A 12,326-nucleotide genomic window follows, 5' to 3' on the forward strand; every position below is an offset into this window, starting at 1 on the left:
AGAGCCGTCGCCGACGTTGCGCGGCGTCGCCCGCCACCCGGGTAGGTTGACCCCGTGAACGGAGCCCGTCCCGCCCCTCCCGACGAGCCTGAGCGGCTCGTCGCCCGCGGCAGCGCGTCGCTCGGCGGAACGAGCGCGCACGGCGTGACCGACTGCGTCGACCTCGCGACGGTCGAGGGGCGCGCCCGTCTCGACGACGAAGGCCTGTGGTTCGTCGTCCTCGACTTCGACGGACTCGGTCACGCGTGGCGGTTCGCCGAGCGCACCAGCGACGGCGCGGCGGACGACCGTGCCGCCTCGGCCCCGGTGCCCGTGCGCACCGCATGGCGTGGACCCGCTGCGGACACGTGGCGAAGCTCGGCTGGCGCCGACCGCTACCGCGACGACGTCGCTCGTGTGCGGGAGCGCGTGCGGGAGGGTGACGTCTACCAGGTCAACCTCTGCCGGGTGCTCTCCGCGCCGCTTCCCGCCACAGGAGGACAAGAGCCTGACGCCACTGCTCTGGCCACGAGGCTAGCGACAGGCAACCCTGCCCCGTTCGGTGGCTACGTGCACGTGCCCGCAGGGGCCGGCGTCGAGCCCGTGTGGGTCGTGACCGCCTCACCCGAGCTGTTCCTGCGCCGCGACGGCACGACCCTGACGTCCGCGCCGATCAAGGGGACAGCCGCCGACGTGGGCGGGCTGCTCCCCAAGGACGAGGCCGAGAACATCATGATCACGGACCTCGTGCGCAACGACCTGCAGCACGTCTGCCAGCCGGGGACCGTGAGCGTCGAGTCGCTCCTCGCCGTCGAGCAGCACCCGGGCCTCGTCCATCTCGTCTCGACCGTGACGGGAGAGCTACGCGACGACGTCGGCTGGGCGCAGGTCCTCGACGCGACCTTCCCGCCCGCGTCCGTGTCAGGCGCGCCCAAGTCCTCCGCGCTGCGGATCATCGACACGCTCGAGGACGAGCCGCGCGGCCCCTACTGCGGCGCGATCGGCTGGGTCGACGCCGACCGAGGCACAGCAGAGCTCGCCGTCGGGATCCGCACCTTCTGGTGGCGCGACGGCGTCCTGCGCTTCGGCACGGGAGCCGGCATCACGTGGGGGAGCGACCCCGGCGGAGAGTGGGACGAGACGGAGCTCAAGGCGCGCAGGCTGGTCGCGCTCGCCTCGTCCTGACAAGATCGACGGACCGCCTGCGCCGACGCAGGCACGAGACCCGAGGGGGAGACCGATGACGATCGTCTGGTTCGAGGGACGGCTGCGCGACGCCGAGGAGCCGCTCGTCGGAGCGCTCGACCACGGGATCACCGTGGGTGACGGCGTCTTCGAGACGATGCTCGTCCTCGACGGCAGGGCGTTCGCCCTCACCCGGCACCTCGCGCGGCTCGCGCGCAGCGCGACCGGCCTCGGCCTCCTCCCGCCCGACGAGGACAAGATCCGCGACGGTGTGAGCGCAGTGCTCGCGGTCGCGCCTCCCGAGACAGGACGCCTGCGGATCACCGTGACAGGCGGTCCCGGACCGCTCGGTTCCGGTCGCGACGGCCTCGCCCAGACCGTCCTCGTCGCCGCCGGCCCGGCGACGGTCGCCCGTGCGTCGCGCGCCGCCCGCGTCAGCTGGGTGCGCAACGAGCGCTCCGCCGTCGCGGGCCTTAAGACGACGTCGTACGCGGAGAACGTGGTCGCGCTCGCCGCCGCGACCGAGTACGGCGCCGACGAGGCGCTGCTCGCCAACACGCGCGGCGAGCTGTGCGAGGGGACCGGGTCGAACATCGTCGTCGAGCGGGACGGCGAGCTGCTCACCCCGCCGCTCGACTCCGGCTGCCTCGCTGGCATCACGCGCGAGCTCCTGCTCGAGTGGGGCGCCGCCGCGGGGCTTCCCGTGCGTGAGGCGACGCTCCCGTTCGAGGTGCTCGACGACGTCGTGCAGGGGCGGGCGCACGCCGCGCTCACGTCCTCGACGCGCAACGTCTCGCCGCTCGCCGCGCTCGACGGCCAGGACGTCTCCGCAGGCGAACTGTGCCTCGCCGCGCAAGAGCTCTTCGCCCGGAAGCAGACGGAGGACCTCGACCCGTGAGCGTGGCCCGCGCGTGCGGGTGGGCAGGCCGCGACCGATTTTCGTCTCCGACGATCACGCGCTAGGGTTGTCACCGCACCACGCACGGGCGATTGGCGCAGTGGTAGCGCGCTTCGTTCACACCGAAGAGGTCACTGGTTCGAACCCAGTATCGCCCACCCGCACGAAGGCCCCCGAGCTCACGCTCGGGGGCCTTCGTCGTCGGTCGCGTCGAGGTGCCGACGGGACCGTGCTGGGAGACGATCGTGATGTCCGACACGTCCGGTCACCCACCGTCACCCTGGGAGCACGCATGGCCACGAACATCTTCGTCAACATCCCGACGAGCGACCTCGACCGGTCGAAGGCCTTCTTCGAAGGCATCGGCTGGCGCATCGAACCGAACTTCACCGACGAGAACGCGGCGTGCGTGCGGATCGACGACGCGATCTACCTCATGGTGCTCACCCGCGACTTCTTCGCGACCTTCACCGACAAGCCGATCGTCGATCCCGCGACGGCGGTCCAGGCGGAGATCGCCCTGAGCATGGACTCCCGGGAGGCCGTCGACGAGATGATCGCGACTGCGGTCGCGGCCGGCGGGACCGCGCACAGGGGCCCGCAAGAGATGGGCTTCATGTACGGGCGCGACTTCGAGGACCCTGACGGGAACCTGTTCTCGGTGTTCTGGATGGACCCGGTCGCGGCTGAGCAGGGCCCGCAGCAGACGGAGCCCTCCTGACCGGTCGTCCCGCGCTGCCGCTCGCGTGTGGTTCGGTAGTCCTATGACTCGAACGAACGATCCTGAGGTCATCCGACGGCTGCTCACGAGCGAGGGCCGCTGGGCCGTCGTCGGCCTGTCCGAGAACCGCGAGCGCGCCGCGTACGGGGTTGCCCGGTACCTGCAGGCCATCGGTATGACGATCGTCCCGGTGCACCCCCAGGCTTCCGTGGTGCACGGCGAGACCGGTTACGCGTCGCTCGCCGACGTGCCCGGGAAGGTCGACGTCGTCGACGTCTTCGTGCGGTCCGAGCTCGCCGGAGCGGTCGTCGACGAGGCGATCGCGATCGGCGCGCGAGCCGTCTGGCTGCAGCTCGACGTGATCGACGAGGCCGCTGCCGCGCGGGCGCGCGCGGCCGGGCTCGACGTCGTCATGGACACGTGCCCGGCGATCGAGGGGCCACGCCTGGGGCTGGACGCGGGCTAGTCGAGCCGGGCCTCGTACACGATCTCGAGGCCGTCCTCCTCGTCCCACTGCTCGCCGACCTCGACGAGGCCCTCGGAGAGCACGAGGGCGCGCGAGGCGGCGTTGTCGGGCGAGACCGTCGCCCGGAGGACGTGGGCGTCCGCGGCGTGCGCGGCGACGGCGCGCATGAGCCGGAACGCCGCACGGGCGAGGCCCTGCCGACGACGCTCCGGTGCGACCGAGTAGCCGATCTCGACCATGCCGGTGCCCGGCTCGGGCGGGCCGTGGAAGCCTGCCTTGCCGACGACCTCGTCACCCAGGGTGAGGGCGCGCGTGATCCAGGGTCCGTGCTCGGGGTGCTCGTCCAGCTGGGCGCTGCGGATCTGCCAGACACCTCGGGACCCTGGTGCCGCCAGGTGCGGGTCGAGGGCCAACCCGGACGAGCCGCGTGCCGCTGTGAGGTCGCCGCGCGCGAGCGCGTCGATCGTCGCGAGGTCGAGCCGGTGCAGCGACACCGCAGGGGAGAGGTCCGGGGCGTGCCAGACGGGCGCGCCCACGTCGAGGGTTGGTGTGGTCGTCACTCGACGACGATCTCACCGCGCCTCGCTGCGGTCCACGTGATTCAGCCAGGTGCGCGCTGTGTCGGCGCGCAGACGCTCAGAGCACGCAGACGCTCAGAGCACCGAGACCTTCGGCCCGCGCAGGACGCGCTGCGTGTCGAGCGTCGGGACGTCGTTGTCGACGAGCAGGTGGTACGGCTGGTCCGAGTGCGCGGTGACGACGAGCGCGGCGTCGACGTCGGCGAGGGTCTCGTCGGTCAGCGCCACCCGAGTCACGCCGGCGGGCCAGCGCGAGTCGTCGATGAGGTCGTCGACCGCGAGGATGTCGGCACCGAGCGCCGTGAGCAGCTCGACGATCTTGAGCGAGGGCGACTCGCGGATGTCGTTGGTGTCCCGCTTGTACGCGAGTCCGAGCAGCAGCACCTTCGAACCGCGGACGGCCTTGCGCTCGTCGTTGAGGAGCGTCGCGAGCCGCGTGACGACGTGGTTCGGCATGTGCTCGTTCACGTCGTTCGCGAGCTCGATGAAGCGGAAGCTCTGCCCGAGGGTGCGGCGGACCTGCCACGACAGGTAGCTCGGGTCGACCGGGAGGCAGTGACCGCCGACGCCAGGGCCCGGCGTGAAGGCCATGAACCCGAAGGGCTTGGAGGACGCGGCGTCGATCGACTCCCAGATGTTGATGTCGAGCTGGTGCGCGAAGACGGCGAGCTCGTTGACGAGCGCGATGTTGACGTGACGGAACGTGTTCTCCAGGAGCTTCGTCAGCTCCGCCTCCTTCGTGCCGGAGACCGGCACGGTGCGCTCGATGAGCGAGGAGTAGAACGCGTCGACGCGGGCGAGCGACGCAGGGTCGATCCCCGAGACGACCTTGGGCGTCTCGACGAAGCCGTACTTCTTGTTGCCCGGGTCGATGCGCTCGGGGGAGTAGCCGACGTGGAAGTCGGTCCCCGCGCGCAGCCCGCTGCCGGCCTCGAGGATCGGCACGAGCATCTCCTCGGTGGTGCCCGGGTACGTCGTCGACTCGAGCACCACGACGGAGCCGGGCGTGACGTACGGGGCGAGGCTCTGACCCGACTGCTCGATGAAGCTGAGGTCGGGGAGCGTCTCCTTGAGGGGCGTCGGGACAGTGATGACGGCGACGTCGAAGCCCTCAGCCGCGGCGTAGTCGCTCGTGGGGAGGAAGCGGCCGCTGTCGAGCGCCGCCCGGAGCATCTCGTCGGCGATGTCACCGACGTAGGACCTGCCTTCCGAGAGGCGCTTGACGCGTGGCTCGTCGAGATCCAGACCGACGACGTCGTAGCCCACCTCGACCGCGCGCATGGCGACCGGGAGGCCGACGTAGCCCTGCCCGATGATCACGATCTTCTGGCTGCTGGCGTCCACTGTGCTTCCCCCTCAGGCTCGGTCCGACTCCCGCGGTCGGCCGTTATCGACGCTACTGCGGTCCGTGACGCCGGCGACGGGTGGGCGGGGGTGAACGTGGTGCGAGACCCGTGGGTGAGCCTGGGGTGGTCGCGGGTGAGCTCCGGGCGCCGTTGACGCTCGTGAGCCGCGGTGCCAGGGTGGGACATGGGCGTCATGTCCTGAATGTCCGTCGTCCGCGCCGTGTGGCTCCGGCCCCGCGGCGCCACGTCCGGCTCGCCGGACCCCGCACGTGCCACGAGCGGCTGTGCCGCCAGGCGGAAGGCACCACATGACCCAGGAGGTCGTGCGTCGCAGCCCGCTTGAGCGGGCCCTCGACGCCATCGAGCGCGTCGGCAACAAGGTGCCGCACCCCGTCGTGATCTTCCTCGGGCTGATCGTGCTGCTCGTCGTCATGTCCCACGTGTTCTACGCGACCGGGACGTCTGTGACCTTCGAGCAGGCCTACGTCACCGAGCAGGTGGACCCGAGCGCGGAGCAGCTCGTCGGTGAGAACGAGGTCGAGGCTCCCGCGGGCGAGGCGCAGGTCGAAGAGGTGACGGTCGAGGCGCGCAGCCTCCTGACGGCCGAGGGGATCCGGTTCATCTTCACGTCGCCCGTCGACAACTTCAACAGCTTCGGCGTCGTCGGCGTGATCATGGTCGCGATGCTCGGCGTGGGGCTCGCCGAGGAGGCCGGCCTCATCAGCGCGTTCATCAAGCGCCTCGTCAAGGTGACGCCGAAGCGGTTCGTCACCTTCATCATCGTGCTGCTCGGCGTGATCTCCTCGATCGCGACCGACGCGGGCTACCTCGTCCTGATCCCCCTCTCCGCGGCGGTGTTCCGCTCGCTCGGGCGGCACCCCCTCGCAGGCCTCGCTGCAGCCTTCGCCGGTGTCGGCGGCGGGTTCGGGGTGAACGTGCTCATCACCCCCGTCGACGGCATGCTCGCCGAGATCACGAACGAGTCAATCGCCGACCCGGCGCAGCACGTCTCCATCACGGGGAACCTCTTCTTCGGCATCGTGTCGACGATCGTCATCGCCGTCGTCGTGACCGCCCTGACCGAGCTCGTCGTCGAGCCCCGGCTCGGCCGCTATGACGAGTCGGAGGCGCCTGAGGACGATGACGCAGCGGGCGCTGCTGCGCCCGCGGACGGTGACCTCACCGCCGTCGAGCAGCGTGGCCTGCGGTTCGCGGGCTTCGGCCTGCTCGGGGTGACCGCCCTCGTGCTGCTGCTCGCGCTGCCGTCGTGGGGGCCGCTGCGCAACCCCGAGACGGGCAGCCTCGTCGAGAGCTCGCCCCTCATGGGATCGATCATCTTCCTGATCCTGCTGTACTTCTTCGTGATGGGGCTCTGCTACGGCATCGGGGCGGGGACCATCAGAGGCTCGATGGACGTCATCAACCCCATGACCAAGACCGTCGCGGGGCTCGCCGGCCTCTTCTTCCTGCTCCTCGTGATCAGCCAGTTCATCGCGTACTTCACGTACTCGCAGCTCGGCACCATCGCAGCGGTCAACATGGCGGACGCGCTCGAGGAGGCGAACCTGCCGACCGTCTGGCTCATCGTCGGCCTCGTGGCGATGACAGCGGTGATCGACATCTTCATCGGCGGCGTCGTGCCGAAGTGGGCGATCTTCGCGCCGATCTTCGTCCCGCTGTTCGTCCAGCTCGGCATCTCACCCGACCTCGCGGTCGCCGCCTACCGGGTCGGGGACTCGCCGATCAACGTCGTCACACCCCTGATGCCGTACTTCGCCCTCATCGTGATCTTCGCCGAGCGCTACCGGCGCAAGGTCGGCGTGGGCTCGATCATCTCCCTCATGCTGCCGTACTCCGTGATCCTGCTCCTCGCGTGGACCGTGCTTCTCGTGGCCTGGTACCTGCTCGGGATCCCGCTCGGACCCGGCGGCTCGATCTACCTCTGAGAGACGCAGGCGAGTGCTGACGTGACGGACGCGACGATCACCCTGCTCGTGCTGGCGGGCTCGATCGTGCTGTTCGTATGGAACCGATGGCCCGTCGGCCTCGTCGCGGTGATCACCGCCTTCGCGCTCCTCGTGACCGGTCAGGTGGGTCCGGAGCGCGTGGTCGCGGGCTTCGGCGACCCGGTCGTCGTGTTCCTCGCGACCCTCTTCGTCATCAGCGCCGGCCTCGAGGAGACGGGCGTCACGGCGTGGGCCGGCGAGAGGCTCACACGCGCCGACGGCGTCGGGCGTGCGCGCATCGTCCTCGCGCTCCTGGGAGTGTGCGCTGCCCTCGCGGCGGTCATCACACCGAACGGTGCGACCGCCGCGATGCTCCCGGTCGCCGTCGTGGTCGCGCGGCGCGTCGACGTGCTGCCGTCCCGCCTGCTCCTCCCGCTCGCCTTCGCCGCGAGCGCGGGAGCGATGCTCACGCTCTCGGGCTCGGTCGTCAACGTGATCGTCTCGGATGCGTCACGCGGTGCGGGAGGTCCTGGTTTCGGCTACTTCGAGTTCGCGCTCGTCGGCGTGCCGCTCGTCGCCGTGACCGCGGTGATCGGGGTGTGGCTAGGCCCCCGCCTACTCCCCGAGCGCACGTCCGCGCTGCTCCCGCCAGACTTCTCGACCTACCGGTCGACCGTCACGCAGCACTACGGGCTCAGCGGCGGGGTGTTCCGGCTCGGCGTGCGGCCAGGATCGAGCGTCGTCGGGAGCGCGTTCGCGGGCGTCGTGATGCCGGACGGCCTCGAGCTCGTCGGGGCGCACGACGTCGCAGGTCTCGGCGTCACCGAGCGCCAGGCGCTCCAGGTGGGGGACTCGATCGTCGTCGCCGGGGCGCGCACCGACGCTGAGCGGTTCGCGTCGACGAGCGCCCTGGACCTCGAGATGGTGGCTCTCTCGGCGCCCGACGGCGGCCCGCTGCTCTCGCGCGACCAGGGCGTCGCCGAGGTCGTCGTGCCGCCCCGGTCGCCCCTGCGGGGGCTCTCCGTGTTCCCGGGCATGCGGCGCGCGAGCGGGCTCACGATCCTCGCCGTGCGCCGTCTCGGTCAAGACCGCGGCCTGCGCCCGACGGCGCTCGAGCAGGGAGACGCCCTGCTCGTCCACGGCGGGTGGCCCGCGGTCGAGGCGCTCAGCCACGACCGGGAGCTGCTGCTCGTCGACCAGCCGGACGCGGTGCGGCGTCAGGTCGTCCCGCTGGGCTCCCGGGCCGGGAGGGCGCTCGCCGTGCTCGCGGCGACGGTCGCGCTCCTCGCGAGCGGCGTCGTCGCGCCCGCCGTCGCGGGGCTCGCCGGTGCGGCCGCGATGGTGGGGCTGCGGGTCCTGACGTCGGACCAGGCCTACCGGGCGGTCTCGTGGCAGACGGTCGTGCTGATCGGTGCGCTCATCCCGATGTCCGAGGCGATCCGCGCGAGCGGGGCCGCCGACATCGTCGCGGACGTGATCGTGGCGGCGGGCGGACGACAGCCGTACGTGCTGCTCGTGGTCCTCTTCCTCGTGACCGCGGTGCTCGGTCAGGTCGTGTCGAACACCGCGACGACGCTCATCATGGTGCCGATCGCGCTCGTCGCCGCGCAGACGGCGAACGTGCCGGCGCAGCCCGTGCTGATGCTCATGGCCGTCGCCGGGGCGGCGTCCTTCCTCACCCCGATCGCCACGCCCGCCAACATGATGGTGATGGAACCGGCCGGCTACAGGTTCGGCGACTACTGGCGGCTCGGCCTCGTCATGATGCTCGCGTGGCTCGCGATCACCCTCCTTCTCGTCCCCGTGTTCTGGCCGCTCTAGCCGAGGAGTCCCCATGTCCGTCAACCTGACCCCTTCTCCCGACGCTGTGCGCGCCGTGGCGGTGACCGTCGTCGCGGAACCACCACCTGACGCGGCCGCGATCGTCGCGTTCCTGGCGACGGACGGCGCCCCGCCGACCCGCACGCCGTTCACGCGCGAGCAGGTCGAGCGGCTCGGTTTCACCGGGAAGGCGTCGACCGTCGTCAACCTCCCGGTGGCGCAGGGCCCTGACGTCGTGCTCGTGGGCCTCGGCTCGCCTGCCGCGGTCGACGTCGCGGCCGTGCGTGACGCGGCCGGAGAGGCTGCCCGTGCAGTGCGAGCGGACCCGGTGGTCGTGCTGGACGTGTCGACGCTGCCCGACGCCGTGCGGGCCGACGCGCACGATCTCGGTGCCGCGCTCGTCGAAGGTGTCGTCCTCGGCCGGTACTCGTTCGACGAGCTGAGGTCGTCTGCCGCGACGGCCCTCGTCGAGATCGTCCTCGTCGTCGGCGCAGCCGGCGGCGACGTCACGGAAGACCTGGAGCTCGGCGCGGCGCGAGGCCTCGTCCTCGCCCGCGCGGGAGCGCTCTCGCGCGACCTCGCGAACGCCCCTGGAGGGCATCTCGACGCGCCGGCTCTCGCACTGGTCGCGCGTCAGGTCGCTGCGGAGTCCGGGCTCGAGATCGTGGTGCACGACCGTGCGGCGCTCGTGGAGATGGGCTGTGGCGGGCTGCTCGGCGTGAACGCCGGATCAGTATCGGAGCCGCAGATGATCGTGCTGCGCTATCGGCCTGTGGTGCCCGGAGAGGACGTCCCGCACCTCGGGCTCGTCGGCAAGGGAATCACGTACGACTCGGGTGGTATCAGCCTCAAGCCTTCGAACGCCATGCACGCGGCGATGAAGATGGACATGACCGGCGCAGGCGCGGTGCTGGCGGCCATGTCGGTCCTCCGTGAGCTGGGCACCGAGGTCGCGGTGAGCGCATACCTCGCATGCACGGACAACATGCCCTCCGGCTCGGCGACGAAGCTCGGTGACGTGCTGACGACGCGGTCCGGAAGGACGATCGAGGTGGTCAACACCGACGCCGAGGGCAGGCTCGTCATGTCGGACGCCCTCACCCTGGCGAACGAGGACGGTGTCGACGCGATCGTGGACGTCGCGACGCTCACGGGCGCGTGCCTCGCAGCCCTCGGGCCGCGGACGGCTGGGCTCATCGGTACGTCGCCGGACCTCGTCGCCCAGGTGCGTGCGGCGGCCGCCCGCACGGACGAGCAGGTGTGGGAGCTCCCGCTCGAGCGCGCCTATCGACCGTGGCTCGACTCAGAGATCGCCGACATCAAGAACCTTGGCGGGGAGTCGGCCGGTGCGATCGTCGCCGCCCTGTTCCTCGCTGAGTGGGTCGAGGACACGCCGTGGGCGCACCTCGACATCGCGGGGCCGATGCGTGTCGACGCGGACTCCGCGTGGCGCGTCAAGGGCGCGACGGGCTACGGGGCGCGCTTGCTCGCGGAGGTCGTGTCTGCTTTCCGTCCGCCCGCCTGATGGGTCGTTCCCGACGGCGGACGGTCGTCAGCAGACTGTTTCCGCCTGGTCACGTTTTGTTTCGAATGCGTATCGCAAGCGGTCATGCCCGGCATAGGTCTTACGTCCCGTGGTAAGAACAGCGTCAGGGTTTGGTCCATGACCCGTCAACCAAGCGCCGGTGCCCCCCGCTCCGGCGCGATGCAGTGAGGATGTGAGCAATGGCTGCAGGAACTGGACGCCGCGCCGTACGCGCTGTGGGCGCGCTCGCCGCGCTCGGTCTCGTGCTGACCGCGTGCGCGGACACGAGCGAGTCAGACGGCCCGACGACGGGCACAGGAGGCACCGGCGGCGGCGCCGAGGCGATCTCGGTCGGCACCACCGACGTGATCACGTCGCTCGACCCCGCCGGCTCGTACGACAACGGTTCGTTCGCCGTGCAGAACCAGGTGTTCCCGTTCCTGCTGAACTCGCCGTACGGCAGCCCCGACGTCGCCCCCGACATCGCGCAGAGCGCCGAGTTCACCGCCCCGAGCGAGTACACCGTCAAGCTCAAGGAGGGCCTGACGTTCGCGAACGGCCACGCCCTGACGGCGTCGGACGTCAAGTTCAGCTTCGACCGCCAGCTCGCCATCGCGGACCCGAACGGCCCGTCGTCGCTCCTGTACAACCTCGACTCCCTCGAGGCCCCGGACGACCTGACCGTCGTCTTCAAGCTCAAGAGCGAGAACGACCAGACGTTCCCCCAGATCCTGTCCTCGCCCGTCGGTCCGATCGTCGACGAGGAAGTCTTCTCCGCGACCGAGCTCACCCCGGCGGACAAGATCGTCTCCGAGAAGGCGTTCGCCGGGCAGTACCTCATCACGGACTACACCGAGAACGAGCTCATCCGCTACGAGGCGTTCGACGGCTACAAGGGCCTGCTCGAGCCGGCCGTCACCAAGGTCGTCACGGCGCAGTACTTCACCGAGGAGACCTCGCTCAAGCTCGCCGTCCAGCAGGGCGACGTCGACGTCGCGTTCCGCAGCCTGTCCCCGACAGACCTCGCAGACCTCGCGAAGGACGACAAGGTGAAGGTCCACGAGGGCCCGGGCGGCGAGATCCGCTACATCGTCTTCAACTTCGCGACCCAGCCGTTCGGCACCGACACGGCCGACGCCGACCCGGCGAAGGCGCTCGCCGTCCGCCAGGCGGTCGCGCACCTGCTCGACCGCGACAAGCTGAGCGAGGAGATCTACCAGGGCTCCTTCGCGCCGCTCTTCTCGTACGTCCCCGAGGGCCTGACCGGGGCTGCCGAGCCGCTCAAGGAGCTGTACGGCGACGGCAACGGCGGGCCGGACGCGGACAAGGCCGCCAAGGCGCTCTCCGACGCGGGCGTCGCGACCCCGGTCAAGCTCAACCTCCAGTACAGCCCGGACCACTACGGCAACTCCTCCGACGAGGAGTACGCGATGGTCGAGGCGCAGCTCGAGGCGACGGGCCTGTTCGATATCACGCTCCAGTCGACGCTCTGGGACGTCTACTCGACCGAGCGTCGTGAGGACGTCTACCCGGCCTACCAGCTCGGCTGGTTCCCGGACTACTCGGACGCCGACAACTACCTGTCGCCGTTCTTCCTCCCGGAGAACTTCCTCGGCAACCACTACGAGAACGACGACGCCACGAAGGCGATCCTCGGCCAGGCGAGCGAGCCTGACGAGGCCAAGCGCGTCGCGCTCATCGAGGAGGCGCAGCGCATCGTCGCGGAGGACCTCTCGACCCTGCCGTTCCTCCAGGGCTCGCAGGTGGCCGTCGCGGGCAAGGACGTCACGGGCGTGACGCTCGACGCGTCCTTCAAGTTCCGCTACGCGCCGCTCGGTCGCTGACCACCCGCACCACACCG

The 12,326-nt window shown here is 70.6% G+C and carries 10 protein-coding genes and 1 tRNA gene; 9 read left to right on the forward strand and 2 right to left on the reverse strand.

Features of this window, described 5'->3' with window-relative positions; all coding sequences use genetic code 11:
- Positions 1-54: 54 nt before the first annotated feature.
- The 5 genes from HF995_RS08285 to HF995_RS08305 all read left to right on the forward strand — a co-directional run bounded on the left by HF995_RS08285 (position 55) and on the right by HF995_RS08305 (position 3,249).
- Positions 55-1,164 (forward strand): chorismate-binding protein, encoded by a 1,110-nt coding sequence (locus HF995_RS08285; protein WP_434060846.1) that lies wholly within the window; start codon positions 55-57, stop codon positions 1,162-1,164.
- A gap of 55 nt (positions 1,165-1,219) precedes the next feature.
- Positions 1,220-2,062 carry an aminotransferase class IV gene (locus HF995_RS08290; protein ID WP_168447323.1) on the forward strand — a complete coding sequence of 281 codons (843 nt, stop codon included), beginning with the start codon at positions 1,220-1,222 and terminating at the stop codon, positions 2,060-2,062.
- An 86-nt stretch (positions 2,063-2,148) separates the two neighbouring features.
- Positions 2,149-2,220 (forward strand) — tRNA-Val (locus tag HF995_RS08295).
- Positions 2,221-2,354: 134 nt separating this feature from the next.
- Positions 2,355-2,783, forward strand: a complete 429-nt coding sequence (locus HF995_RS08300) for a VOC family protein (RefSeq protein ID WP_168447324.1) — start codon at positions 2,355-2,357, stop codon at positions 2,781-2,783.
- A 43-nt stretch (positions 2,784-2,826) separates the two neighbouring features.
- Positions 2,827-3,249, forward strand: coding sequence for a CoA-binding protein (locus HF995_RS08305; RefSeq protein ID WP_168447325.1), 423 nt, complete (start codon positions 2,827-2,829; stop codon positions 3,247-3,249).
- Here the strand turns inward: HF995_RS08305 and HF995_RS08310 are convergent.
- Together HF995_RS08310 and HF995_RS08315 are read right to left on the reverse strand one after the other, a co-directional pair.
- Positions 3,246-3,809 (reverse strand): GNAT family N-acetyltransferase, encoded by a 564-nt coding sequence (locus HF995_RS08310; RefSeq protein ID WP_210727269.1) that lies wholly within the window; start codon positions 3,807-3,809, stop codon positions 3,246-3,248. The genes HF995_RS08305 and HF995_RS08310 overlap by 4 nt on opposite strands.
- Before the next feature lie 93 nt (positions 3,810-3,902).
- On the reverse strand, positions 3,903-5,171 hold the full coding sequence (locus HF995_RS08315; protein WP_350308793.1) for a nucleotide sugar dehydrogenase: 1,269 nt from the start codon (positions 5,169-5,171) through the stop codon (positions 3,903-3,905).
- Positions 5,172-5,481: 310 nt separating this feature from the next.
- Between HF995_RS08315 and HF995_RS08320 the strand changes: the two genes are divergently transcribed.
- The 4 genes from HF995_RS08320 to HF995_RS08335 all read left to right on the forward strand — a co-directional run bounded on the left by HF995_RS08320 (position 5,482) and on the right by HF995_RS08335 (position 12,309).
- Positions 5,482-7,119, forward strand: coding sequence for an AbgT family transporter (locus tag HF995_RS08320; RefSeq protein WP_168447326.1), 1,638 nt, complete (start codon positions 5,482-5,484; stop codon positions 7,117-7,119).
- Positions 7,120-7,140: 21 nt separating this feature from the next.
- The gene (locus tag HF995_RS08325; protein ID WP_168447327.1) at positions 7,141-8,940 is read left to right on the forward strand and encodes an SLC13 family permease; all 1,800 of its coding nucleotides are present in this window, start codon (positions 7,141-7,143) and stop codon (positions 8,938-8,940) included.
- 13 nt (positions 8,941-8,953) lie between these two features.
- Positions 8,954-10,465 carry a leucyl aminopeptidase gene (locus HF995_RS08330; RefSeq protein ID WP_168447328.1) on the forward strand — a complete coding sequence of 504 codons (1,512 nt, stop codon included), beginning with the start codon at positions 8,954-8,956 and terminating at the stop codon, positions 10,463-10,465.
- 200 nt (positions 10,466-10,665) lie between these two features.
- Positions 10,666-12,309: an ABC transporter substrate-binding protein gene (locus tag HF995_RS08335; protein ID WP_168447329.1), complete on the forward strand. Its 1,644-nt coding sequence runs from the start codon at positions 10,666-10,668 to the stop codon at positions 12,307-12,309.
- Positions 12,310-12,326 lie beyond the last annotated feature (17 nt).

Origin of the sequence: Sanguibacter hominis ATCC BAA-789 (genome assembly GCF_012396185.1) — a bacterium.
Classification (GTDB): Bacteria; Actinomycetota; Actinomycetes; order Actinomycetales; family Cellulomonadaceae; genus Flavimobilis; species Flavimobilis hominis.